This window comes from Mesorhizobium sp. M0040, from assembly GCF_040323505.1.
In the GTDB taxonomy this organism is placed as follows: Bacteria; Pseudomonadota; Alphaproteobacteria; order Rhizobiales; family Rhizobiaceae; genus Mesorhizobium.
The window spans coordinates 15,975-39,701 of sequence record NZ_JAMYVA010000004.1 but is presented as its reverse complement, the minus strand read 5'-3'; the positions used below and the strand labels follow the sequence as shown (position 1 = coordinate 39,701).

The window sequence follows — 23,727 nt, the reverse complement described above, 5'->3', positions numbered from 1 at the left end:
TCGCGCTCAGGAAAATATCAACCTGGCGCGGTTGTCGACGATCCTGAGGGCGGTCAGCTGGCCGGTTTGGAAGGCGCCGGTGTCTATGCCAAGCCGGCGTCCCTCGAGCTTCGGAGTGTCGACCGGCGTATGTCCGTGCACGACATAGCGGTCGAGAAGATGCGCAGCGTCGAAGAAGTCCGAACGGATATTCAGCAGGTCGTCTTCGTCCTGCGCGGCGAGGTCGATGCCGGGCCTGATGCCGGCATGGACGAACACGAATTTCGCCGAACAGACCATGACCGGCAGCGCGCGCATGAAGCTAATGTGGTCGGCTGGAATGACTTCCCGAATGCGCTTGTCGACCTCCTCGCTTGACCCATAGAGATCGGCCATGCGCGACGGGTCGACGCCGTAGGAAAACAGCGTTTGCAGGCCGCCTATCGCCAGCCACGACTCTCTCGAAATGATCCCGTCGACGTAGTTCAGCATCACGACTTCGTGGTTGCCGGCAAGGCAGATGCGCTGGAAATCATGGAGCGGTGGCGCCAGCAGATGATCGAGCACACGCGCCGACTGGGGTCCACGATCGACGTAGTCGCCAAGCATGATGATGAGCTTGCGCCCTTCGAAGGGCGCCGAATCGAGCAGGATCTTCTGCTCCAGGGCGCGGAGTTCCTTGTAGCAGCCATGCACGTCGCCGATCGCATAGACGACTGCGCCCCGCATATCGATCTCCGGCCGCTGGCGTGCCGCGGCCTGGGGCTTTTTCGATCGCTGGAACAGGGTCACGTATGGCATCTCGCATGGCTGTGGGTGCGTCTCGATTCCGAAACAACATGACGACACCGCGCGTGGATACCACGTCCGGCGCCGGTCGTTCCATACCGGAGCTTCGGACGCAACTCGGCTTCGGCGCCCCTTACAGGCCGATGCCGCGCCGGTTCAGCGCGGCGGTGATCTCGTCGAGGATGGCCGGGTCGTCGATCGTTGCCGGCATGGCCCATTCCTCCTTGTCGGCGATCTTCTGCATGGTGCCGCGCAGGATCTTGCCGGAGCGCGTCTTCGGCAGGCGCTTGATCGTCACCACCGTCTTGAAGGCAGCGACCGGGCCGATCCGTTCGCGCACCAGGGTGACAACCTCATTTTCGATGATGCCGGCGTCGCGGTCGACGCCGGCATTCAGCACGACGAAGCCGAGTGGAACCTGGCCTTTCATAGCATCGGCAATACCGACGACGGCGCATTCGGCGACGTCGGGATGCGCGGCCACAACCTCCTCCATGGCGCCGGTCGATAGCCGGTGGCCGGCGACATTGATGATGTCGTCGGTGCGAGCCATGACATAGAGATAGCCATCCTCGTCCATCATGCCGGCATCCGCGGTTTTGTAGAAGCCGGGGAACTCGTCGAGATAGGCTTGGCGAAACCGCTCGTCGGCATTCCACAGCGTCGGCAGGCAGCCGGGGGGCAACGGCAATCTCACCACGACATTGCCAAGCGTACCACGCTTGACCTCATGCCCGGCATCGTCGAGCACGCGGATGTCATAACCGGGCATCGGCACGCCGGGCGAGCCGTATTTGACCGGCAGCAGGCCCAGTCCGGCGGGGTTGATGGTCATCGGCGAGCCGGTCTCGGTCTGCCACCAATGGTCGATCACCGGCACGGTCAATTTCTGCTCCGCCCATTTGATGGTTTCCGGATCGGCGCGCTCGCCGGCGAGGAACAGCGTCCGGAATTTGGACAGGTCGTATTTCGGGACGAATTCGCCCTTCGGGTCCTGTCCTTTGATGGCGCGAAAGGCGGTTGGCGCGGTGAACAGCGCGACGACGCCATGCTCGGCGATCACACGCCAATAGGTGCCGGCATCGGGCGTGCCGACCGGCTTGCCCTCGAACAGGATCGTTGTGCAGCCATGCAGCAGCGGGCCGTAGACGATATAGGAATGGCCGACCACCCAGCCGACATCGGAAGCCGCCCAGAACACTTCGCCCGGTTTGACGCCGAACTCGTTTTCCATCGACCATTTCAGCGCGACCATATGGCCGCCATTGTCACGCACGATTCCCTTCGGCTGGCCGGTCGTGCCCGACGTGTAGATGATGTAGAGCGGATCGGTGGCAAGCACCGGAACACAGTCGACATTGGCACCCGCGGCCCGCTCCCGCGCCACGGCGTCGGCATAGTCGATATCGTGGTTTTCCCTGAGTTCGCAGCGCAGTTGGTCGCGCTGCAGGATAAGGCAGCTTTCCGGCTTGTGCCGCGACATCTCGATCGCCTTGTCGAGCAGCGGCTTATAGGCAACGACGCGCCCTGGTTCCAGGCCGCAGGAAGCGGAGATGATCAGCTTCGGCTTGGCGTCGTCGATGCGGGTGGCGAGCTCATGCGAGGCAAAGCCGCCGAAGACCACCGAATGCACGGCGCCGATCCGCGCACAGGCAAGCATGGCGAAGGCTGCTTCCGGTACCATCGGCATGTAGATGATGACGCGATCGCCTTTTTGGATGCCACGATTCTTGAGCACCGAGGTCAGCGCGACCACCTCGCGCTTCAACTCGGCATACGTGAATTTCCTGATTGTGCCCGAAATCGCGCTGTCATGGATCAACGCGATCTGGTCGGCACGGCCGCCCGCCACATGACGATCGACGGCATTGAAGCAGGTGTTGCACGAGGCGCCAACGAACCACCTGCCATAGACGCCGGCATTGGCGTCGAACACCGTCTCGAAGGGCGAGAACCAGTCGATTGCGCCGGCGGCATCGGCCCAGAATTTTTCCGGGTCGCGTTTCCAGCCGTCATAGACCTCGTGGTAGCGTGACGCCATCCAGCTTCCTCCCCAGGAATGTTTGCTGTCCTTGAAATAGCGTATGCTGGTTTGTGTAACCATGTATTTGTGCGTTTCGTTTGCCGTCGTTCTAACTTGGCCGCAAGTGCGGGTCATGGTGGTCTGGGGGCCGGTATCGTTCGAATTTTCGGCATTAGGGGCAGGGCGCGATGAAATTGCGATATGAGCTTGGGTTTGCCGCGGTTGCGACGCTGGCGGTGGTGCTCGCTTCAGCTGCTCAGGCAGGCGACGCGGCGGCTCGGCGCGTCATCGGCTTTTCGCCAGACGGCAACTACTTCGCCTTCGAACAGTACGGCACGCTCGATGCCGGTGCTTCGGATTCGGGCTGGTCGGAGATCGACATAATCGACACGCGGACCGATGAGTTCGTCGGCGGCAAGCCGATCGTCATCGCCGACGAGACGGAGGATTCGACATTGACGCTTGCGCAGGCGAGGGCACAGGCCGCCGAACTGGCGGCGCCCTTGCTGGCCAAATATGCCATCGCGCCGCGCGGCGAGCGGACTGCCTTGGACAGGTTCACCTTTCCCGACGACATGGTCGCCTACAATGACATTGCGCGCCTCGAGCAGGTTTCGCAAAAATGGCTTTCGCCGGCCTATGACGAGCTTGGCACCATCCAGCTCGAGCAGATCCGTGCCGACAGCACGGCGGATTGTTCAGCGAGTTTCGACGCGACGCTGCAAGGCGAAACGACCGGCAAGGCGCTCGGCTTTCGCCTGACGCTGCAGGGTCAGGACGGCAAGCCGATCAAGCTGCTGCATGAGGACAAGGCGGTGCCCGGTTCGAGGAATTGCCCGACTTCCTACAGCCTGTCGGAATCTTACGCATTCACCCCGGATGGAAAACCGGGCGTGCTTGCGGTGCTCGTGCAGCGCTTCAGCCAGGGATTTGAAGGGCGCGACCGCCGTTTCATCGCCGTGACTGGCCAGGCGCACTGAGGCAACGCGCTGAGACGTAGTCCGCTACCCGAGTTTGTTGTCCCTAAAGCGGGAGGGCAGCGAGCATAAGTCCGACCCCGCCGACGATCAGCAAGGCGGCTGCCAGCACCTTTCCATGGCGCTCGAAACCCGTCGGCGCCCGATCCCAATTGTAACGCATTCTCGAACTCCCCAAACCCGCAGATTCTTTATCTTACGCAGGTTGAGGAGGGCAACTGTCTGGCGATGCGCGGCGTTGCCGATACCGGTCTTGTCACCGACTATTTCTGAGGCATTCTCCGCCGCTACATGCCCCAGCGCAGCGCGGCCGTATGTACCGGTGCATCCCACCAAACAGCCGCCTCGTCGTCGAGCATGCTCAGCGTGATCGAACAGCCGGCCATGTCGAGCGAGGTCACATAGGACCCGACCAGCGACCGGATCACCGTCACGCCGTGCTTCTCGAAGATTTTGCGGGCGCTGTTGTACATCAGATAAAGCTCCATCAACGGTGTGCCGCCAAAGCCGTTGACGAAGAGTAGCGCCTGGCCTCTGGCACCGTCGCCCAGGTCACCCAGGATTGCGGTACAGATCTCCTCGGCGATAGCATCGGCGCTTTTCAATGTGTCGCGCCGCCTCCCAGGCTCGCCGTGGATGCCGACCCCGAACTCCATCTCGCCGTCGCCGATATCGAAGGTCGGCTTGCCCGCCGCCGGCACGGTGCAACTGGTCAGCGCCACGCCCATCGAGCGCGTCGCGCCGTTGACGCGCTCGCCGAGCGCCTTCAACGGCTCCAGTGCCATGCCTTGTTCGGCCGCCGCGCCGACGATTTTCTCGACCACCAGCGTGCCGGCGACGCCGCGCCGGCCGGTGGTGTAGGACGAATTTTCGACCGCAACGTCGTCATTGGTCACGATTTGCATCACGCCTTCCGACATTTCAGCGGCCATGTCGAAATTCATCACGTCGCCCTCGTAGTTCTTGACGATGAACAGGCAGCCGGCGCCCGTATTGACGACTTCGGCCGCCGCCATCATCTGGTCAGGCGTTGGCGAGGTGAATACCTGGCCGGGGCAGGCCGCATCCAGCATGCCGTGCCCGACGAACCCGCCATGTAGCGGCTCGTGACCCGAGCCGCCGCCGGAGATCAGCGCCACCTTGCCCGGTGTGAGCAGCTTGCGGCGGACAAATTTGTGTTCCTCGCCAAGCGCCAGGATATCGGCATGCGCGGCAACGAAGCCGTCGAGGCTCTCGGTCAGCACCGTATCGACCGAATTCAAAAATTTCTTCATGGCCGTCCTCCCGAAATAGCCCAGCGTCAGCTGCCCTTGCCGGCGATGCTGGTGATCTTCTGGATGAAATCGTTGACCGCCCGGTCGAGCGCCGCGTTCTGCTTGTCGTCGCCGAAATCGGGGACGATCAGCGAGACATGGCGTGTCTTGCGCAAGCCTGCGGCCAGCGACATCTTTCCCGGATGCGCCCGATGGTAGGCCTCAAGGAAATGATCGCGTTCGGCCGGGCTGAAATGGCAGACGGAGAAGATAGCCGGCAAATGCTTCGACGGGATCGGCGTCGAATAGGCCGGGCTGGAAATCTGCGTGACGAAGCTGCGATGCTTGCCCAGCGCATCAGCGAGGCGCTGGCGCATGCCGGACGGGCGCTGGTCGATCACCTGCGACAGGATCGTCTTGTAGGCGCGGATTGCCTCTTCGGGGCCGGATTGCGACGCCTTGTCTGCCATACCGGGGCCTAGATCGAAACGTCCGCGATGGCCGCCTTGGCCATCGCGAGTTGGGCGGGAGCGACGGAGAGGTCACGCAGGCCGGTTTCGAGCAGCGCCGGGATCGAGGCGGGGTCGCCGCCGGCATCGCCACACAGGCTGACCGGGATATTATACTCGCGACCGAAGGCGGCAACCGAGGCGATCAGCCGGAGCACGGCCGGGTGCCTGACCGAATTCAGATGCGCGACCGACGCATTGTCGCGCGCGGCGGCCATCACGTATTGGGTCAAATCATTCGAACCGATCGAGAAGAAGGCGGCCTTGGCGAATGCCTCCGGTGCGATGGCCACCGACGGCACCTCGACCATGATGCCAAGCGGCGGCATTTTGTGCGCGATGCCGCGCGCCAAAAGGTCAGCCTGCTCCTCAGCGAACAGCGCGGTGGCGTGTTCATACTCTTCCGGAACGGCGATCATCGGGAACATCACCTTCAGATTGCCGTGCATGGCGGCACGTAGCAAGGCGCGGATCTGCACACGAAAGACCGCCGGACGCATCAGTGACAGCCTGATTCCGCGCAGGCCAAGGAATGGATTACCTTCCTCGACGGTCAGGCCCGGCACAGGTTTATCGCCGCCCGCATCGACAGTACGGATCGTCACCGGCCTGTCGCCTGCCCATTCCAGCACTCTACGGTAGGCGCGATATTGCGTCTCCTCGTCCGGCAGCGTCTTGCCGAACAGGAATTCGGTCCGCATCAGCCCGACACCGTCGCACGCCGCAGCATCGATGCGGTCGACATCGGACGGATCGGCAATATTCACCTGCACGTGGACCGCTATGCCGGTCTTCGTTGCTGCCGGCCTTGTCAAATAGGCTGCCGCTTTGTCGCGATGCGCCGCGAAAGACGATGACGATCGCCGGAATGCGTCGATCTCCGCTTTCGAAGGCGCCAACACGATGCCGCCATGTTCGGCATCGAGCAGTGCGATTCCGGCAAGCTGAGCCGGCGAAGCACAGGGCCCGGCTACCCCACGCGCTACGAGCCCCAACCCCACCACCATTGGCACGCCGCGTGAGCGTGCCAGCATTGCGACATGACTTGCGGCACTTCCGGCCGTAAGTGCTATGCCGCCGCCGGCACTCCAGTCGGTTTCGAGGAAGCGCGTCGGTGCGATATCCTCGCCGTAGAAGATCGCACCTGCCGGCGCGGCAATGTCGCCGCCCCCGGCAAGCGCGCGTAGCACCTGGTCGCGTATGTCGCGCATGTCGGCCGCGCGCGCCCGGAAATAGTCCTGCTCGGATGTTTCATAGCCGGCTATCTCGGCGTCGAGCGCTTTTCGCCAAGCCACATCAGCAGCCATGCCCTCGGCAATTCGCGCAAAGGCCGGGCCGGTCAGCGCGTCGTCCTCCAGCATGGCGAGCTGGAATTCGAGGATCCCGGCCGCCTCGCTGTCGCTGGTTTCGATCAATGTCGCGAGCCGGCCTGCGGCAATGGAGATGGCGGCCTCAAGCGCCGCCTTCTCGTCCGCGGCAGTCGCCTTGCGGACATAACGCACAGCAGCCTGGTCCAGATCGAACAGCGGCCCCTCGGCATAGCCGGCCGATGCCGAAATGCCCTGCAGCCTAAGCGGTTCGGGCATGGTCCTTGCCTTCGTCGAAATCGCGCCGCACCAGCTCGACCAGTGCGCCGACCGCCTCGCCGGCGCCGTCCCCTTTGGCTCTGATATGCAGGACAGTGCCTTTCGGCGCTTTCGCCGCCATCACCTTGACGATGCTCTTGGCGTCGAACCATGGCCCGTTGGCGGCGAGCGCAATCTCGACGTCGGCCGAAAACGTCTTGGCAAGCTTGGTGAACTTCACCGAAGGACGCGCATGCAGTCCCACCTCATGGGTGATCAGGACGCTGGCTTCGGCTGCTGCGGACATGCTTGTCAAAATTCCCGTTCGTTCACGACGGCGACAATTCGTGCGCCGTCGCCACCACTTCCCTGAGCGAGGCGCCGCCGGAAGCCTCGGTCGCCGCCATCACCGCGCCTTCGACGATCGGCGCATTGCAGACGATGATCTTCTGGGCGCGTGGTTCGCCGATCATCTCGACCGCCATCTCGCTATTGGTCTCGGCACCGCCGAGATCGACGAGGATCGCGACCCCCGCCTCCGACCAGGCCTTGTCGATGGCGCCCATGATCGCCTCGACATTGGTTCCCAGCCCGCCATGGCCGTTTCCGCCGCACCATGCAAGCGGCACTTCGTTGCCGACCATCTGCCGCACCATGTCGGCGGTGCCTTCGGCGACCAGCGGCGAATGCGATACGATGACGATGCCGACATTGCTCATGCGCGCCTCTCGATTGCCTCGGCTACGGCCCGCACCAGAAGCGCAGTCGAGCGTGCGCCGGCATCCATATGACCGATCGAACGGTCGCCAAGGAATGAGGCGCGCCCACGCAGCGCCTTCATCGGCACGGTCGCGTCGGCCGCGTTGTCGGCGATCTCGACGATGTCCGCTGCCGTCTTTCCCTGCAGCAGGGCCTCATGCACCGGCTGCAGCACGTCGAGCATGGTTTTTTGCCCGGCCTGCGACTTGCCTCTGGCGGCAACCGCTTCGATCGCCTTGCCGAAGGCCGCCGCCAGGTCGGCGCGACCCGGCGCGGCGGAAATCTCCTTGCCGAGCGCCATGAACAGCGTGCCGAACAAGGGACCGGAGGCTCCGCCGACGGTCATCACCAGTTTGGTGCCGATCGCCTTCAGCGCCTCGGGCAACGGCTTTGCCGCAAACGCGCCGGCCTCGGCCCGCACTGCCTCGAAGCCGCGTTTCATGTTGAGCCCATGGTCGCCGTCGCCGATCGCCTGGTCGAGACTGGTCAGCTCTTCGGCATGTGCGGCGATCGTGTTTGCCGCCGCCTCGATCAGCCTGAAAATATCCGCTGCCGCCATATCACCCATGCTCCTGGCCCCTGCGCTGCCGGCAGTACGAGAAAATTGCATATCCGGCAATTGAAGCATTCTTTTCCCCAGTCAAGCGGGTTCGAGCAACGCAGCGAGGGCAGTGAAGACCTCGGCGACGGCAAAGGCGCCGGGGTCGACCACGCCGTCGAGCTGGCTGCCAACATAGGCGGACCGCCCGGCCTTGGCCTTGCGCATGGAAGCGGTGGCCTCGGCTCCGCGTTGCGCCGCGACCGCCGCATCTTCCAGACTCCCCCTATCCAGCGCCCTCAAGGCGGGTTCCAGGGCATCGATCATCGTGCGATCGCCGACCCTCGCTCCACCATAGAAGGACATCCGATCGAGGCCGGCGAGAAGCGCCTTGGGAAGCGTTTCGCCAGACTCCAGCGCCTGCGCGGCGGCGGTGAAGAAGATCGACAACAGCACGCCGCTAGAGCCGCCCATGCTGGCGCTCAGGATGTCGCCCACGACGGCGAGCGTTGCGGCAGGGTCAGCGAGCGGCAGTCTCGCAATGCGGCCAAGCACGCTGCGCGCACCGGCCGCCACAGTCGATCCGGTGTCACCGTCTCCCGCCTTGGCATCCAGTCCGTTCAACGCGCCTTCAAGCGAGATCAGCCGTTCGCAGACCGCGACAACCAACCGGTCGGTGCGTGCGTCCTGGCTGGCTTTCGACGCGTTGTTCGGGCCGGCCGCTTTGGCCATCGGCACGACGCTGGCTTGGCGAACGGCTCTTGCCGGCAGCCAGGCGTGAGGGCCTACCGGCGCCCGCAACGCCGCTTCGCGCGACGCATCGAGCCGGATCAGCGACAGGGAAAAGCCGTTCATGTTGAGCGCGGTCACAAGCTGCCCGGGCCCGATTGTCAGCGTCACCTTTTGCGCCAGCGGTGAAGCCAGTACCGCATTGGCGACAAGCAACATTTCCAGCGGTGGCACCGAACCGAGATTATTGATCAGCAAGGCGTAGTCGCTGACCGGATCAAGCCGCGCGGCAAGGCGCTCCGACATGATCGCAACCAGCCTTTCGGCACTTTGCACCGCAATCCGCTCAACGCCCGGTTCGCCATGAATGCCGAGGCCGAGTTCGGCATCGTCCGCCCCGAATCTTTCTTCATGGCTCTGACCGGGGATCGAGCAGGATGACAGCGATATGCCGAGCGAAACGATATCCGCCGCCGCTGCCCGCGCCGCCGCGGCAACCGCCGCCAGGTCAATGCCGGCTTCCGACAGGTGGCCGGCGATCTTGTGCACGAACAAGGTGCCAGCAACGCCACGCGGCTGGGCAATGTCCGGCAGGGCGATATCGTCGGCGACAATCACCATCTCGACGCGAAAACCTTCGGCGCGCGCCTTCTCGGCTGCCAGGCCGAAGTTGAGGCGATCGCCGGTATAGTTCTTGACGATCAGCAGGCACCCGGCGGGACCGGTCACCGCGCGGATGGCGGCCAATACCGCTTCCACGCTCGGCGAAGCAAAGATCTCGCCCGAAACCGCCGCCGTCAGCATGCCAATGCCGACAAAGCCGGCATGGGCAGGTTCGTGCCCGGCCCCGCCGCCGGAAATGACCGCGACCTTGGTCTTATCCCAGTCCGCGCGGAGAATGACCTTGATCTCGGGATAGCCGTCGAGGCGAGCGAGATCGCCGGCGCCGGTCGTACCGAGGAAGCCGTCCAGGGCCTCAGTTACGATCGTATCCCTGCGATTGAAAAAATGCTTCATCGAATTGGTCCAGTCCGGTGCCCGAAATTGCCGGTTGAAAGGTGCCAGGAAAACACTCGCGCAGCGCTCACATCAGCCGTCGCCCATCGGCGCCGAAATACAGCGGCGAGCGATAGCGGATCATGATCCTGTCGCCCTGCGCCAGGTCGGTGTCGGGGTCGGTTAGCGTCACCAGCTTCCTGGTCCCCACCGTCACATGCAGGTGGTTCTGGTCGCCGAGATGCTCGACCCAATCGACGACGCCGTCGGCATGGCCGTTCGCCGCCTTCTCGATCGAAAGATGTTCGGTGCGAGCACCGATCGTCTTTGTTCCCGCCGGCGCGCCGCCATCCGGCAGCAGTCCGACCGGCAACAAATTGATTGCCGGTTGGCCGAGCCGTGCGGCGACGTGTAGGTTTGCCGGCTCAGAATAGATCATGCGCGGGGAACCGATCTGCACCAGCACGCCGTCGGCGAGAATGCCGATGCGGTCGGCCATGGTCATCGCTTCGATCTGGTCGTGCGTGACGTAGAGCATTGTGGCGCCGAGTTCCGCCTGGATGCGCTTCAGCTCTAGCCTGAGATCGGCGCGCAGCTTGGCGTCGAGCGACGACAGCGGCTCGTCCATCAGGTAGATCGACGGCTTGCGCACCAAAGCGCGGCCGATGGCGACGCGCTGCATCTCGCCGCCAGAGAGTTTGGTCGAGCGATTATTCAGCTTGTGGTGGATGCGCACCATCTTGGCCACGTCCTCGACGCGGCGGCGGATCTGATCCTCCGGCATTTTCCGTGCTGGCGAGCGCAGCGGAAAGGCGAGGTTGTCGTAAACCGACAGATGCGGATAGAGCGAATATTGCTGGAACACGAAAGCGGTGTCGCGCTCGGCCGGCGACAGCGTCGTCGTGTCGTGGCCGGCAATATGGATCGAGCCCGCTTCCGGACGCTCCAACCCGGCGATCAGCCTGAGCGTCGTCGTCTTGCCGGCGCCGGTCGGCCCGAGCAGCACGACGAATTCCCCGTCGGCGATATGCAGGTCGAGATTGTCGACGGCGACATGCTCGCCAAAAGCCTTGGTCACGCTTTTGATGTGAACGTCAGCCATGATGTGCTCTCCCCTGGGAGGCCGAGTCATGGATTTCGGTGCGCACCGCACGGCCGGATCCTTTTGCGAACAGCGACAGCCGCGCGCTGCTCAGTGCCAGGCCCACATGATCGCCCGGATTGAGCCGGATTTCGGCCGGCACCCTGGCCTTGATGATGCCGTCCGCTGTCTCCACCGCGACGATCTGAGTGGTGCCGAGATATTCCGTGCCGTAAATAGCACCGCGCAGCTTCGAAGCGTCGTCGAAGCGGATGTGCTCCGGTCGGATGCCAAGCGCCATCTCGGCTGGCGCGACGTCCTCGCGGATCTCCGGCACGGCCACCTTCGCGCCTTGCACAACAATTTCCCTGGCGCCCTTTGAAAGCCCGCCGCCGAAGCCGAGGAAATTCATCGGCGGCGAGCCGATGAAGTCGGCGACGAACATCGTCGCCGGCCGGTCGTAGATCTCGCGCGGCGTGCCGAACTGCTCGATGACGCCGTGGTTCATCACCGCGATCTTGTCGGCCATCGACATCGCTTCCATCTGGTCATGCGTGACATAGACGGTGGTGGCGTGAATGCGGTTGTGCAGTTCTCGCAATTCATGGACCATCAGGTCGCGGAATTCGGTGTCGAGCGTGCCGAGCGGCTCATCCATCAGGAAGCATTTTGGCCGCCGTACGATGGCGCGGCCGAGCGCCACGCGCTGGCGATCGCCGCCGGCAAGCCCGGAGACCGATTTGTTGAGCAGATGGTCGATCCGCAAAAGCTTCGCCGTCTCCTCCACTCGGCTCCGGATTTCAGCGCCTGGCATGCCTTGCGCCAGCAGTGGAAAGCCGATGTTCTTCCGTACATTCATGTGCGGATAGAGCGCGAACAGCTGGAAGACGAAGGCGATGTCGCGCTCGCGGGCACGCCGCATGGTGACGTCCTCGCCGCCAAGCAGGATCTTGCCGCCGGTCGGCAGTTCGAGCCCAGCGATCATGCGCAACGTCGTTGTCTTGCCGCAGCCGGACGGCCCCAGCATGACGAAGAATTCGCCGTCCTCGACGACGAAGTTGGAATCCTGCACGGCGACGAAATCGCCGAATGCCTTCCTCAGATGTTCGACCCTGATCTCGGCCATCGTCTACTCCGGAAATTTCGAGACGATGATGAACATCGCCGTGCCCGCAAGCATGGTGATGAAGGAATAGGTGTAGAGCACCAGTGCGAAGGGCTGGAACAGCATCAGGAAGCCGATGGCGATGATCGCGGTGGCGACGTTTTCCATCAGCCCCCGCCTGGCCCAGACGGGCCAGCGCGATTTGCGTTTTGCGGTCATGCTCATTTACGCACCGCGCCAAAGGTGATGCCGCGCAGCAATTGCTTGCGAAGCAGGATGGTGAAGACCAGGATCGGCACCAGGAAGATCGTCGTGCCGGCCGCGACCGCCGGCCAGTCCTGACCGCCTTCGCCGATGATGGTCGGAATGAAGGGCGGCGCGGTCTGCGCCGTGCCCGAGGTCAGTAGCGCAGCGAAGGCATATTCGTTCCAGGCAAAGATCAGGCAGAAGATGGCGGTTGCGGCAATACCGGTGGTCGCCTGCGGCAGTACCGTTCGCCAGAACGCCTGCAGCCTCGTGTAGCCGTCGATCATCGCCGCTTCTTCATATTCGCGCGGGATCTCGTCGATGAAGCCTTTCAGCAGCCACACCGCCAAGGACACGTTGACCGCCGTATAAAGCAGGATCATGCCGAGAGCCGTGTCCGACAGGCCAAGCTCCCGGTACATCAGGTAGATCGGGATGGCGACCGCGATCGGCGGCATCATCCGCGTCGACAGGATGAAGAACAGAAGGTCGTCGGCGAGCGGCACCTTGAAGCGCGAAAAACCATAGGCCGACAGCGTGCCGAGGAACACCGCGCAAAACGTCGAGCCGAACGCGATGATCAGCGAATTGACGAAGCGCGGCATGAAGTTGGACGGGCCGGCGATCACCATGTTGCGCTTGCGCACCGTCTCGTCGCACAGGCCCGTCGCCGGTCCCAGCGAGTTGATGTATTCCGGTGTTTGCCGAGTCCGGGTCGAGAACAGGTTGCAGTAGCCCTCGAGGCTGGGCTGGAAAAGGATCTTCGGCGGATAGGCGATCGAATCCGGCGGCGTCTTGAAGCTGGTGGCGAAGATCCACAGCAGCGGCACGATCGAGATCAGCGCGTAGGCGACGATGATCGTGCCGGCGACGCGCTTCGACGTGGCCGACGGCGCGACAACGGAATGGGCTGACGTCAGGCTCATCTCTGCTTCACCTTGTTGAGCGCCTTGACGTAGATGTTTGCGAGGCCGAACACCGCGACGAACAGGATGATGGCGAAGGCCGAGGAATAGCCCGTCCGCCAGCTTTCGAAGGCCTGCCGCTTGAGAGTGATCGAGGCCACTTCGGTGGTCGATCCCGGCCCGCCGCCGGTGAGCAGATTGACCATGTCGAACATCTTGAAGTTCTCGATGCCGCGAAACAGCACCGCCAGCATGATGAAGGGCAGCGCCATCGGCAGCGTGATCGACCAGAACTGCCGCCAGTTGGAGGCGCGGTCGACCTCGGCCGCTTCGTAGATGTATTCGGGGATCGAGCGCAGGCCGGCGAGGCAGATCAGCATCACGTAAGGCGTCCACATCCAGGTGTCGACGATGATGATCGACCATGGCGCCAGTGACACGTTGGAGAGCATGCTGATTTCGGTTGCCGGAATGCCGGTGACGAACGAAACGGCATAGGCGAACAGCCCGATCTGCGGCTCGTAGAGGAAGCGCCAGAAATTACCGACCACCGCCGGCGACAGCATCATCGGCACCAGGATGATTGTCGTCCAGAAGGCGTGGCCCCGAAACTTGCGGTCGATCAGCCAAGCCAGCGTGAAGCCGATCAGCGTCTGCAGCAGGATGGTCCAGAACACGAAATGCGCCGTCGTCTGCATGGCGATCCAGATGTCCTGGTCGGCGAGGATGCGCTTGTAGTTTGCCAGCCCAAGGTTCTTCACAACCTCGTTGGGCCGATTGGCGCGAAAATTGGTGAAGGACAGATAGATTGCCCAGAACAGCGGAAAGATGTTGATAGCTAAAAGCAACAGGATCGTCGGCGAGATGAACAGCCAGGCGAGGCCCTTGTCGCTGATGCCCCGGACCTTGCGGGCCAACGGCTCGGGCGTAGCCCGGGCAACGCTGTCCGCCGTCCGATTGAGCATGGTCAGTCCTGCTTCGGTCACTTGGCTCGTCTCGACAATGGAATTTATCTGAACTGTGTCCCGTGCCAAGTGGCACGGGACGGTTCGGTCACGGGCTCGGGAGGAGCCGGTTACATCTTGCCCCGGCTACATCTTGCCATCGTCCTGGAAGACCTCGGTCCAGTCCTTGACGAGGCCGTCGAGCGCATCCTTGGCTGAGCCTTGCCCGGCAACGACATAGTCGTGGAAGCGCTTCTGCGATGCCTGCAACAGCGGGGCATAGCTCGGCTCGGCCCAGAAGTCCTTCACGATGGCCATCGAGTCGAGGAAGGTCTGCGCGTAGGGCTGGCTGGCCGGGAAGGCCGGGTCCTTGACGACCGCGTTGAGGCAGGAATAGCCGCCGAGCGACCACCATTTGGACTGCACGTCCTTGTTGGCGAACCATTTGATGTATTTGAGCGCGGCTTCCTGCTTGTCGGAATAGGAGACCACCGAGATGCCTTGGCCGCCGAGCTGGGCGAACTGGTCCCCGTCCGGACCTTTCGGATTGACGAAATAGCCGATCTTGTCGCCGCCGACATTCTCGTCCTTCTGCAGGCCTGGCCAGGTGAAGGCGAAGTTCATGTGCATCGCCACCTGGCCGGATTTGAAGGCATCGACGCCTTCGCCCATGTAGCTGTTCGAGGCGCCGGGAGGGGTGCAGCAATCGTAGAGGGCTTTGTAGAACTCCAGGCCCTTCACCGATTTATCGGAGTTGACGAAGCCTTCCATCTCGTAGGGCTTTTTCGGGTTTTCGTACTGGAAGCCGAAGCTGTAGAGCACGTCCATGGCGCCCATGGTGATGCCTTCCGAGCCGCGCTCGGTGTAGATCGACGCGCCATAGACGGTCTTGCCGTCGATGTCGCGCTTCTGGAAGAATTCGGCGATCTGCTTCAATTGGTCGAAGGTCGTCGGCGGGCCGAGATCCCAGCCGTACTTTTCCTTGAATTCCTTCTGCAGCTCCGGCTTGGAGAACCAGTCCTTGCGGTAAGTCCAACCGACGACGTCACCCATGGCCGGCAGCGCCCAGTAATTCGGCGAGTTCTTCGGCCATTCCGAATAGCCGACGACGGTCGCCGGCACGAAATCGTCCATGCTGATCTTCTCCTTGTCGAAGAAGTCGTTCAGCTTGACGTAATGGCCGTTCTCGGCGGCACCGCCGATCCACTGGCTGTCGCCGATGATGAGGTCGCACAGCTTGCCGTGCGAATTCAGCTCGTTGAGAAAGCGATCGGCATAGTTGGTCCACGGCACGAATTCGAATTTCATGCCGATGCCGGTTTCCTTGGTGAAGTCCTTGGACAATTCCACAAGCGCGTTGGCCGGGTCCCAGGCTGCCCAGCAAAGCGTCAGATCTTCTGCCTGCGCGACATTCGAAACGGCTGTCGACGCAAAGAGTGTCGATGCCAGTCCCAACGCCAATTTCAAGGTCGATTTCATGCCTTCCTCCCATTTGCGAAACGCGTCCGGATGACGGTTTCAAGAGCCCGCTAAACCCCTCCTCCGGGGCCCAAACACAACGACGCGGCGGCGCACCGGATGTTTAGTAATTTGTTTAGTGATGCAATTTTTACTAAACAAGGCAAGCGAATTCGTTGCTGCATCGCAGCATGCTGGATAGGAAAGCAACGTGAGAAGTTGCGGCGACCTGCCTAGGTCACCGTCTTGTTGCTGACGGCCACCGGACGGATCACTGGGGCCGGCGGCAGCAGCGCGCGGATATCGGCGAAGGGGAAGACTGGCTCGAAGCGGAAGGCCTCGGCGAACGATCCGGCTGGGCCGTTGCACTGGCCGGCGCGAAAGGCGTTCTGCGTGCGCGCCGCGTCGACGAAACGCTCGGGATCCTGCGACTGGTGCGCCCGGATCGCCTCCGCCTTGAGATCGAAATGCCTGGAGGTATCGACGTAGTGCGTTGGCGAAAACCCGGTGCCGCCGAACGTGTCGGCATGTAGCACCGGCACCGAGAATGACGCTGCGATGCGCACGCCATCCGACAGCGCGCGGTGGTCGCCATGATAGTCGTTCGGCGCATGCGTTATCACCAGATCCGGCCCTATCTCGCCGATCAGTGCTTTGAGCGCCCCGATCAGCGCGGCATCCGCGACCAGCCCGCCATCGGGAAAGTCGAGGAAGCGCGGCGTCACGCCAAGCAGGCCGGCCGCCGCCATCGCCTCCTTGCGGCGCGTGCGGGCAAGTGCGGCCGGATCGCCATAGCCGCCCCTGGCGCCATCCGTGGCTATGGCAAAAAAGAGTTCTGCGCCTTGCGCGGCATAGGCGGCCATCGTACCGAACATGAAGATCTCGATGTCGTCCGGATGCGCGCCAAGCGCCAATATCTTCACTCTCATCTCTCCCGGAAATGGAAAAACGTGCCCAACGGAATTCTGCTCGCGCTCATCGCCTATGCAAGCTATTCGTGCAGCGACGCGGTTGTCAAAAGCCTGGGCGGGCAGTTCAACGTCTTCGAGATCGGCTTCTTCTCGACATTGTTTGCCGGCTGCTTTCTGTTCTTTGCCAGGCCGGCAGGCGAGCGCTGGCTCGATTTCTGGCGCACCAACCGGCCCTGGGCGGTACAGGCCCGGGCCTGGGCCGGCATCGCCTCGGGCGTGCTCAGCGTCTATGCCTTCACCACCATCCCGCTGGCGGAAGTCTATGCGCTCATCTTTCTGGCGCCGCTGTTCGTCACTATCCTGGCCACGCTGGTCCTCAAGGAAAAGGTCGGCCCATGGCGATGGCTGGCGGTCGTCGCCGGCTTTGCCGGGGTCATGCTGGTCGTCAGGCCTGGTTTTCGCGAGTTGCAGCTTGGCCATCTGGCGGCGTTCATCATCGCCTTCCTGGCCGCCACCAATGTCATCCTGATGCGTTCGCTCGCCGCGCAGGAAAAGCGCACAACGATGCTCGGCGTGCTGATCGGCTACGGCCTGCTCTTCAACGGCGTCGGTGCGGCGGCTACCTCGTTCTCGCTGCCGGATGGCAGGCAATGGGCCTGGCTGGTGCTGGCCGGCGCCTTTACCGCCGGCGGCCAGCTGCTGCATCTGCTGGCGGTCAAATACGCGCCGGCCAACCGCATCGCGCCGACGCATTACTCGCAAATCGTCTGGGCGGTGGTTCTAGGTGCGCTGTTCTTCAGGGAATATCCGGATTTTCTGTCGCTGGTCGGCTTGGCCGTGGTCGGCGGTTCCGGCCTGCTGACGATGGTGCGCGAGGAGGTGCGGCTCGGCACGGTGCGCTGGAACCCGTTTTCGCGGACCAGGCTTTGAGTCGGCGCCGAGGTTGCGTCGCGACCGCCACCGCTGATATGCGGTCGCTGCCAACTGGCTGCACAGCATAGCACATGACGACAAAACCCTTGCCGGACCTGCCGGTCTCCGTTGTCTTGCCGGCGCTCAATGAAACGCTGAGCCATGGTAACAGCGCCGTGCTGGTGGCGCCGCCCGGTGCCGGCAAGACGACGCTGGTTCCACTGGCGCTGCTCGACGCTGAATGGCTCGGCGCCGGAAAGATCATCCTGCTCGAGCCGCGCCGCCTCGCCGCCCGCGCTGCCGCCCGCCGCATGGCCGAATTGCTCGGCCAAGAGCCTGGCGAAACCGTCGGCTATGCCATGCGCATGGAAAACCGCAGTTCCGCAAAGACCAGGATTCTCGTCGTCACCGAAGGCGTGCTGTCCCGCATGATCCTCGACGACCCGGAACTGCCTGGTGTCGCGGCGGTGCTATTCGACGAGTTCCACGAACGCTCGCTCGACGGCGATTTCGGGCTGGCGCTGGCGCTCGACGTGCAGGGTGCGCTGAGGCCCGAACTCAGATTGCTGGTGATGTCGGCAACGCTCGACGGCGCGCGTGTCGCAAAATTGCTGTCCGGCGCCCCGGTGATCGAGAGCGCAGGCCGCGCCTTCCCGGTCGACATCCGCTATGACGAGCGGCCGGCCGGCGTCACCATCGAGGACGCCATGGCCAAGGCGATCCGCTCGGCGCTTGCCGGGGAGGAGGGCAGCGTGCTCGCTTTCCTGCCCGGCCAGCGCGAGATCGAGCGCACCGCCGAGCGGCTGGCGGGCAAGGTCGGCGCCGATACCGACATCGTGCCGCTCTATGGTATGCTCGACAACAAGGCGCAGGACGCGGCGATCAAGCCGGCGCCGCTCGGCCGCCGCAAGGTCGTGCTGGCGACGTCGATCGCCGAAACCTCCATCACCATCGACGGCGTGCGCGTCGTCATCGATTCCGGCCTGTCGCGGCTGCCGCGCTATGAACCGGCGAGCGGCCTGACGCGGCTGGAGACGGTACGTGCTTCCCGCGCTTCCGCCGACCAGCGCGCCGGCCGTGCCGGGCGCACGCAGCCGGGCGTCGCCATCCGGTTGTGGCGGGCCGAGCAGACGGCGGCCCTGCCGGCCTTCACGCCGCCGGAAATCCTCGAGGCCGATCTTTCCGGCCTGTTGCTCGATAGTGCGGCGTTCGGCGTCGCCGATCCGACCAGCCTGTCCTTCCTCGACCCCCCGCCGGCTCCGGCGCTCACCGAGGCGAGGGCGCTGCTACGTGCGCTCGATGCTGTCGATGCGGCAGGACGCCTGACGGATGCCGGTGCCGCGATGCGCAGGCTGGCGCTACCGGTGCGGCTCGCCCACATGGTCGCCGAGGCGGCAAGGACCGGAGAGGCGCTCGAGGCGGCGATGCTCGCCGTATTATTGACCGAGCGTGGCCTTGGCGGCGATGGTGCCGATCTCGAACGGCGGCTGCTGCGCTTTCGCGCCGAAAGATCGCCGCGCGCCACCGCCGCCCGGCAGCTGGCTGAGAGGCTGGCAAAGCAGGCTTCACCCTCCCCCTCGAGGGGAGGGTCGGCGAGCGAGCCGAGCGCAGCGAGACGAGGGAGACGGGGCGGGGTCGTCGATGGCGTGCCCGAACCGACCCCACCCCGATCCGCTACGCGGATCGACGCGCCGGGGCGAGCCACGGGTCTCGCCCGTCCTTCCGACCCGCTCAAGGGGGAGGGCAGCACAGCCGGCGCTCTCCTCATCCATGCCTGGCCGGATCGGGTCGCCAAAGCGCGCGGCGAGCGTGGCCGCTTCGTGCTTGCCAACGGCTCGGGCGCCATGCTCGACGCCTCCGATCCGCTGGCCGGCGAGACCTGGCTCGTCGTCGCCGACCTGCAGGGCAAGGCGCAGAACGCCCGCATCACCGCAGCGGCAGCCATCGATGAGGCCGACATCCGCACTGCGCTGGCGGAAAAGATCGAGACCCGCCGCGAGGTGAGCTTCGACCGCGACAGGCGCGCGGTGCGGGTGCGCGAAACGGTTCGCCTCGGCGCCATCACGCTGTCCGAACGCATGCTGCCGGCGCCGACCGGTGCCGACGCGGATCGCGCCATCCTCGACGCCTTGCGCGAACACGGCCTGCCCCTGTTGCCGTGGAACAGGGAGGCGGAGACGTTGCGGCAGCGGCTCGGCTGGCTGCATCGCGGCCTCGGCGCGCCATGGCCCGATGTATCCGATGCCGCGCTCGTCGAGCGCCTCGACGACTGGCTGCTGCCGTTCCTTTCCGGCGCGGCATCCTTTGCGGCAATCGATCCCAGCGTGCTTTCGCAAGGCCTGATGACGCTGGTGCCGCACGAATTGCAGCGCAAGATCGACACATTGGCGCCGACCCATTTCGACGCGCCGTCGGGCAGCCGGCTGCCGATCCGCTATGACGGCGAATGGCCGGTGCTGGCGATCCGCGTGCAGGAACTGTTCGGCTTCGACCGGCATCCGGCGATCGCCAACGGCACTGTGCCGCTGACGCTCGAATTGCTGTCGCCGGCTCACCGGCCGATCCAGACGACGCGCGACCTGCCCGGCTTCTGGCGCGGCTCCTGGGCCGATGTGCGGGCAGAGATGCGCGGCCGCTATCCCAGGCATGTCTGGCCGGAGAACCCGCTTCTCGCCGCCGCCACCAGCCGCGCCAAGCCGCGCGGTACCTGATGCTTCCAGACTGTCATCCCGAACCGAGGGCCGGCTTCGGCGGTTTTCGGAAAAGACCTCCGGCTGTTTCCCCTCTATAATCACTGGCCATGATAAACATCCTGCACGCACCCGACTTCCAGCAAAGCCAGCGGCTGCGCCTCAACACGCTGATCAGGTTGCGCTGGCTTGCCATCGTCGGCCAGAGCCTGACCGTGCTTGTCGTCGCTTACGGGCTGAAATTTCCGCTGCCGGTCAGCATGTGTTTTGCGCTGATCGCCTGTTCGGCCTGGATGAACCTTTTGCTGACCTTCCGCTATCCGGCGGCGCATCGGCTTACCCCGTTCTCGGCCTTCGCCATCCTGACCTTCGACAGCCTGCAGCTTGCCGGCCTGCTCTACATGACCGGCGGACTCACCAATCCGTTTTCGCTGCTGATGACCGTGCCCGTCGTCGTCTCGGCGACGTCGCTGCCGCTGCGGCTGACCGCCATGCTCGGCGCGCTGGTGATCGTGGCGGCGACGCTGCTGGTCTTTTACCACCTGCCGCTGCCATGGCATGAGGGCGCGCCATTGGCGATGCCGTTCATCTATGTCGCAGGCATTTGGATGGCGGTGTTCTGCTCCATCGCCTTTACCGCGATCTATGCCTTTCGGGTGGCCGAGGAGGCGCGGCTGCTTGCCAACGCGCTTGCCGCCACGGAATTGGTGTTGCAGCGAGAGCAGCATCTCTCTGCCCTCGACGGCCTCGCCGCGGCCGCCGCGCACGAGCTCGGCACACCGCTCGCCACCATCACACTTGTCGCCAAGGAAATGGAGAAGGCGCTTGGCGAAGATCCGAAATACGGCGAGGACGTGAAGCTGCTGCGTTCGCAGAGCGAGCGCTGCCGCGAAATCCTGAAGCGCCTGACCAGCCTGTCCTCCGAGAGCGAGGTGCACCTCTCGCGCCTGCCGCTGACCTCGCTGGTCGAGGAGGTGACGGCGCCGCACCGCGATTTCGGCATTTCGATCAAGCTTCGGCCGGGCGAGCGCGTCGGCCCGGAACCGGTGGGCCGGCGCAATCCCGGCGTCATTTACGGCCTCGGCAATCTGGTCGAGAACGCGGTCGACTTCGCCCGCAACAGCGTGACAGTGCGCTGGAACTGGAATGAGGCCGCCGTCAGCTTCTCGATCATCGACGACGGGCCGGGCTTTCCACCGGAGATCATCGACCGTATCGGCGAACCCTATATGTCGACGCGACAAGGCACCGAAGCTGGCGGCGGCCTCGGCCTCGGCCTATTCATCGCCAAAACCTTGCTCGAACGCTCCGGCGCGACGCTCGATTTCCGCAATTCAAGCGAGCCCGGCGAGGGCGCTATCGTGCAGATATCGTGGCCGCGCAGCGTCTTCCTCAATCCCGAGCAGGCTTCGGCCACCATGTTCGACACGGCCTAAATTGGACAATAGCGTTGCGAAACTATATTTGCGTAAAAATCAGGCAGCAGGATTTTCAGCACGATGAGTACTGACGAAACGATTGGCGCAATGGTCGAAGGCGAGGATACCTCGCTGCTGATCGTGGACGACGACAAGCCGTTCCTGACGCGGCTTGCCCGCGCCATGGAAACCAGGGGTTTCGTGGTCGAGACGGCGGAGAGCGTCGAGGAGGCGGTTGCCAAGGCGCGCGCCAATCCGCCGGCCTATGCGGTGGTCGACATGCGGCTGGCCGACGGCAACGGCCTCGACGTCGTCGCCGCGATTCGCGAGAAGCGCGACGACGCCCGCGCCATCATCCTCACCGGCTACGGCAACATCGCCACTGCGGTGACGGCGGTAAAGCTCGGCGCCATCGACTATCTGTCGAAGCCGGCCGATGCCGACGATATTTTTGCCGCTCTGACCCGCACCGCGGGCGAACGCGCAGCGCCGCCAGAAAATCCAATGTCGGCCGATCGCGTGCGCTGGGAACACATCCAGCGCGTCTACGAAATGTGCGACCGCAACGTCTCGGAAACTGCACGCCGCCTGAACATGCATCGCCGCACGCTGCAACGCATCCTCGCCAAGCGCGCGCCGCGCTAAAGGGCTCTCATTACAGGCTTGCCCGGCCAGCGCTGTTTGCGCATCATCGCTTGGCGGTGTCGGACCTTGCCGCTGATACGACGGAGGCGACATGCAGGACGAAAAGCGGCTGGTCTCCATGCTGCGCGAATTCCTCGACAGCGAGGCGGCCGGCGGCCTCATCCTGATGGCTGCGGCGGCCTTGGCCCTGATCGTCGCCAATTCGCCGCTGGGCGAGGCTTATTTCTCCGCCCTCCATGCCTATCTCGGACCGCTCAGCGTCTCGCACTGGATCAATGACGGCCTGATGGCGGTGTTCTTCCTGCTGGTCGGCCTCGAGATCAAGCGCGAAATGCTTGACGGCCAGCTGTCGACCTGGCCGCGCCGCGTGCTGCCCGGCATCGCCGCCGCCGGCGGCATGGCAGCGCCGGCACTGGTCTACGTCGCCATCAACCGCAACAATCCAGCCGCTCTGTCCGGCTGGGCGATCCCAACCGCCACCGATATCGCCTTTGCGCTCGGCGTGCTGTCGCTGCTCGGCAGCCGCGTCCCGGGCTCGCTGAAGATATTCCTCACCGCGCTCGCCATCATCGACGATCTCGGCGCGGTGCTCATCATCGCGGTGTTCTATACCAGCGGCCTCTCGCTCGCCTATCTCGGCGCCGCCTTCGCCGTGATCGCGCTGCTGGTGGTGCTCAACCGCATGCGGGTGCTGACGCTGCTGCCGTACATCTTGCTCGGCATCGTTCTGTGGGTTTTGGTGCTCAAATCGGGCGTCCATGCGACGCTCGCCGGCGTCGCGCTGGCCCTCACCATACCGCTGAAGATATCGCCGGGCAGCGGCCATGATCTCGACCATTCGCCGCTGCACCGGCTCGAACACGGCCTGCACAAAGTCGTCGCCTTTTTCGTCATCCCGATTTTCGGCTTTGCCAACGCCGGCGTCTCGCTCGCCGGTCTCAGCGCTGCCGCCCTGGCCGAGCCGCTGACGCTCGGCGTCGCCGCCGGCCTCGTCTTGGGCAAGCTGGTCGGCGTGTTCGGGTCTTCCGCGCTTGCCATCCGGCTTGGCTTCGCCGATCTGCCGGTCAATGCCGGCTGGCTGCACATGGTCGGCATTTCGCTGCTCTGTGGCATCGGTTTCACCATGAGCCTGTTCATCGGCCTGCTCGCCTTCGCCAGCGACGCCGCCCTGCAGGACGCGGTCAAGGTCGGCATCCTCGCCGGCTCCTTCATCGCCGCGCTCCTCGGCGCCGCTGTGCTGCTGGTGGCGCCGGCCGCAGGCGAGGCGGAGGAGGCGGAAGAATAGGCGTCTCCTC

At 64.1% G+C, this 23,727-nt stretch carries 22 protein-coding genes; 6 read left to right on the top strand and 16 right to left on the bottom strand.

Features of this window, described 5'->3' with window-relative positions; genetic code table 11:
* Positions 1 to 6: 6 nt before the first annotated feature.
* Both NKJ91_RS04975 and NKJ91_RS04970 read right to left on the bottom strand, forming a co-directional pair.
* On the bottom strand, positions 7 to 708 hold the full coding sequence (locus NKJ91_RS04975) for a metallophosphoesterase family protein (protein WP_352454690.1): 702 nt from the start codon (positions 706 to 708) through the stop codon (positions 7 to 9).
* Positions 709 to 901: 193 nt separating this feature from the next.
* On the bottom strand, positions 902 to 2,809 hold the full coding sequence (locus NKJ91_RS04970; protein ID WP_352454689.1) for a propionyl-CoA synthetase: 1,908 nt from the start codon (positions 2,807 to 2,809) through the stop codon (positions 902 to 904).
* Positions 2,810 to 2,979: 170 nt separating this feature from the next.
* Here NKJ91_RS04970 and NKJ91_RS04965 point away from each other — a divergent pair, with 170 nt between their 5' ends.
* Positions 2,980 to 3,771, top strand: a complete 792-nt coding sequence (locus tag NKJ91_RS04965; RefSeq protein ID WP_352454688.1) for a DUF2259 domain-containing protein — start codon at positions 2,980 to 2,982, stop codon at positions 3,769 to 3,771.
* A gap of 284 nt (positions 3,772 to 4,055) precedes the next feature.
* Here the strand turns inward: NKJ91_RS04965 and dhaK are convergent, their stop codons facing one another.
* From dhaK to NKJ91_RS04895, 14 genes are all read right to left on the bottom strand, one after another.
* Positions 4,056 to 5,042, bottom strand: a complete 987-nt coding sequence (gene dhaK, locus NKJ91_RS04960; protein WP_352454687.1) for a dihydroxyacetone kinase subunit DhaK — start codon at positions 5,040 to 5,042, stop codon at positions 4,056 to 4,058.
* 26 nt (positions 5,043 to 5,068) lie between these two features.
* Positions 5,069 to 5,491: a hypothetical protein gene (locus NKJ91_RS04955; RefSeq protein WP_023676327.1), complete on the bottom strand. Its 423-nt coding sequence runs from the start codon at positions 5,489 to 5,491 to the stop codon at positions 5,069 to 5,071.
* Positions 5,492 to 5,499: 8 nt separating this feature from the next.
* The gene (gene ptsP, locus NKJ91_RS04950; protein ID WP_352454686.1) at positions 5,500 to 7,116 is read right to left on the bottom strand and encodes a phosphoenolpyruvate--protein phosphotransferase; all 1,617 of its coding nucleotides are present in this window, start codon (positions 7,114 to 7,116) and stop codon (positions 5,500 to 5,502) included.
* Entirely contained in the window at positions 7,100 to 7,402 is a 303-nt protein-coding gene (locus NKJ91_RS04945) for an HPr family phosphocarrier protein (RefSeq protein WP_023676329.1), read from the bottom strand. The genes ptsP and NKJ91_RS04945 overlap by 17 nt, the downstream gene beginning before the upstream one ends.
* Positions 7,403 to 7,424: 22 nt before the next feature.
* Positions 7,425 to 7,814: a dihydroxyacetone kinase phosphoryl donor subunit DhaM gene (dhaM, locus tag NKJ91_RS04940; RefSeq protein ID WP_352448466.1), complete on the bottom strand. Its 390-nt coding sequence runs from the start codon at positions 7,812 to 7,814 to the stop codon at positions 7,425 to 7,427.
* Positions 7,811 to 8,413, bottom strand: coding sequence for a dihydroxyacetone kinase subunit DhaL (dhaL, locus tag NKJ91_RS04935; protein WP_352454685.1), 603 nt, complete (start codon positions 8,411 to 8,413; stop codon positions 7,811 to 7,813). The genes dhaM and dhaL overlap by 4 nt, the downstream gene beginning before the upstream one ends.
* Positions 8,414 to 8,494: 81 nt before the next feature.
* A complete protein-coding gene (locus tag NKJ91_RS04930; RefSeq protein ID WP_352454684.1) occupies positions 8,495 to 10,138 on the bottom strand; it encodes a dihydroxyacetone kinase subunit DhaK in 1,644 nt (547 codons plus the stop codon).
* Positions 10,139 to 10,205: 67 nt separating this feature from the next.
* Complete coding sequence (locus tag NKJ91_RS04925) at positions 10,206 to 11,219, bottom strand: ABC transporter ATP-binding protein (RefSeq protein WP_352454683.1); 1,014 nt, start codon at positions 11,217 to 11,219, stop codon at positions 10,206 to 10,208.
* Entirely contained in the window at positions 11,212 to 12,324 is a 1,113-nt protein-coding gene (locus NKJ91_RS04920; RefSeq protein WP_023676333.1) for an ABC transporter ATP-binding protein, read from the bottom strand. The genes NKJ91_RS04925 and NKJ91_RS04920 overlap by 8 nt, the downstream gene beginning before the upstream one ends.
* Before the next feature lie 3 nt (positions 12,325 to 12,327).
* Positions 12,328 to 12,528, bottom strand: a complete 201-nt coding sequence (locus NKJ91_RS04915) for a hypothetical protein (RefSeq protein ID WP_023676334.1) — start codon at positions 12,526 to 12,528, stop codon at positions 12,328 to 12,330.
* The gene (locus tag NKJ91_RS04910) at positions 12,525 to 13,475 is read right to left on the bottom strand and encodes a carbohydrate ABC transporter permease (RefSeq protein WP_023676335.1); all 951 of its coding nucleotides are present in this window, start codon (positions 13,473 to 13,475) and stop codon (positions 12,525 to 12,527) included. Before NKJ91_RS04910 ends, NKJ91_RS04915 begins: the two co-directional genes overlap by 4 nt.
* On the bottom strand, positions 13,472 to 14,419 hold the full coding sequence (locus tag NKJ91_RS04905) for a carbohydrate ABC transporter permease (protein ID WP_031211681.1): 948 nt from the start codon (positions 14,417 to 14,419) through the stop codon (positions 13,472 to 13,474). The genes NKJ91_RS04910 and NKJ91_RS04905 overlap by 4 nt, the downstream gene beginning before the upstream one ends.
* A gap of 126 nt (positions 14,420 to 14,545) precedes the next feature.
* A complete protein-coding gene (locus NKJ91_RS04900) occupies positions 14,546 to 15,877 on the bottom strand; it encodes an ABC transporter substrate-binding protein (RefSeq protein ID WP_352454682.1) in 1,332 nt (443 codons plus the stop codon).
* 212 nt (positions 15,878 to 16,089) lie between these two features.
* Positions 16,090 to 16,779, bottom strand: coding sequence for a PIG-L deacetylase family protein (locus tag NKJ91_RS04895; RefSeq protein WP_352454681.1), 690 nt, complete (start codon positions 16,777 to 16,779; stop codon positions 16,090 to 16,092).
* Between the two features lie 27 nt (positions 16,780 to 16,806).
* Between NKJ91_RS04895 and NKJ91_RS04890 the strand changes: the two genes are divergently transcribed.
* From NKJ91_RS04890 to nhaA, 5 genes are all read left to right on the top strand, one after another.
* On the top strand, positions 16,807 to 17,697 hold the full coding sequence (locus tag NKJ91_RS04890) for a DMT family transporter (RefSeq protein WP_352454680.1): 891 nt from the start codon (positions 16,807 to 16,809) through the stop codon (positions 17,695 to 17,697).
* A gap of 74 nt (positions 17,698 to 17,771) precedes the next feature.
* Positions 17,772 to 20,390, top strand: a complete 2,619-nt coding sequence (gene hrpB, locus NKJ91_RS04885; RefSeq protein WP_352454679.1) for an ATP-dependent helicase HrpB — start codon at positions 17,772 to 17,774, stop codon at positions 20,388 to 20,390.
* Between the two features lie 89 nt (positions 20,391 to 20,479).
* Positions 20,480 to 21,805, top strand: a complete 1,326-nt coding sequence (locus NKJ91_RS04880; protein ID WP_352454678.1) for an ActS/PrrB/RegB family redox-sensitive histidine kinase — start codon at positions 20,480 to 20,482, stop codon at positions 21,803 to 21,805.
* Positions 21,806 to 21,868: 63 nt separating this feature from the next.
* Positions 21,869 to 22,432, top strand: a complete 564-nt coding sequence (locus NKJ91_RS04875; protein WP_023676342.1) for an ActR/PrrA/RegA family redox response regulator transcription factor — start codon at positions 21,869 to 21,871, stop codon at positions 22,430 to 22,432.
* A 91-nt stretch (positions 22,433 to 22,523) separates the two neighbouring features.
* Positions 22,524 to 23,717, top strand: a complete 1,194-nt coding sequence (gene nhaA, locus NKJ91_RS04870) for a Na+/H+ antiporter NhaA (protein WP_352454677.1) — start codon at positions 22,524 to 22,526, stop codon at positions 23,715 to 23,717.
* The last annotated feature ends 10 nt before the right edge of the window (positions 23,718 to 23,727 follow it).

Bases quoted from the DNA above. Each gene is read 5' to 3' on its own strand.
- NKJ91_RS04945 (WP_023676329.1), bottom strand. From the start codon at position 7,402: ATGTCCGCAGCAGCCGAAGCCAGCGTCCTGATCACCCATGAGGTGGGA.
- NKJ91_RS04930 (WP_352454684.1), bottom strand. From the start codon at position 10,138: ATGAAGCATTTTTTCAATCGCAGGGATACGATCGTAACTGAGGCCCTG.
- hrpB (WP_352454679.1), top strand. From the start codon at position 17,772: ATGACGACAAAACCCTTGCCGGACCTGCCGGTCTCCGTTGTCTTGCCG.
- NKJ91_RS04925 (WP_352454683.1), bottom strand. From the start codon at position 11,219: ATGGCTGACGTTCACATCAAAAGCGTGACCAAGGCTTTTGGCGAGCAT.
- NKJ91_RS04955 (WP_023676327.1), bottom strand. From the start codon at position 5,491: ATGGCAGACAAGGCGTCGCAATCCGGCCCCGAAGAGGCAATCCGCGCC.
- NKJ91_RS04905 (WP_031211681.1), bottom strand. From the start codon at position 14,419: ATGCTCAATCGGACGGCGGACAGCGTTGCCCGGGCTACGCCCGAGCCG.
- NKJ91_RS04875 (WP_023676342.1), top strand. From the start codon at position 21,869: ATGAGTACTGACGAAACGATTGGCGCAATGGTCGAAGGCGAGGATACC.
- NKJ91_RS04920 (WP_023676333.1), bottom strand. From the start codon at position 12,324: ATGGCCGAGATCAGGGTCGAACATCTGAGGAAGGCATTCGGCGATTTC.
- dhaK (WP_352454687.1), bottom strand. From the start codon at position 5,042: ATGAAGAAATTTTTGAATTCGGTCGATACGGTGCTGACCGAGAGCCTC.
- NKJ91_RS04915 (WP_023676334.1), bottom strand. From the start codon at position 12,528: ATGAGCATGACCGCAAAACGCAAATCGCGCTGGCCCGTCTGGGCCAGG.
- NKJ91_RS04965 (WP_352454688.1), top strand. From the start codon at position 2,980: ATGAAATTGCGATATGAGCTTGGGTTTGCCGCGGTTGCGACGCTGGCG.
- NKJ91_RS04880 (WP_352454678.1), top strand. From the start codon at position 20,480: ATGATAAACATCCTGCACGCACCCGACTTCCAGCAAAGCCAGCGGCTG.
- NKJ91_RS04910 (WP_023676335.1), bottom strand. From the start codon at position 13,475: ATGAGCCTGACGTCAGCCCATTCCGTTGTCGCGCCGTCGGCCACGTCG.
- NKJ91_RS04900 (WP_352454682.1), bottom strand. From the start codon at position 15,877: ATGAAATCGACCTTGAAATTGGCGTTGGGACTGGCATCGACACTCTTT.
- nhaA (WP_352454677.1), top strand. From the start codon at position 22,524: ATGCAGGACGAAAAGCGGCTGGTCTCCATGCTGCGCGAATTCCTCGAC.
- NKJ91_RS04975 (WP_352454690.1), bottom strand. From the start codon at position 708: ATGCGGGGCGCAGTCGTCTATGCGATCGGCGACGTGCATGGCTGCTAC.
- NKJ91_RS04970 (WP_352454689.1), bottom strand. From the start codon at position 2,809: ATGGCGTCACGCTACCACGAGGTCTATGACGGCTGGAAACGCGACCCG.
- dhaL (WP_352454685.1), bottom strand. From the start codon at position 8,413: ATGGCGGCAGCGGATATTTTCAGGCTGATCGAGGCGGCGGCAAACACG.
- dhaM (WP_352448466.1), bottom strand. From the start codon at position 7,814: ATGAGCAATGTCGGCATCGTCATCGTATCGCATTCGCCGCTGGTCGCC.
- ptsP (WP_352454686.1), bottom strand. From the start codon at position 7,116: ATGCCCGAACCGCTTAGGCTGCAGGGCATTTCGGCATCGGCCGGCTAT.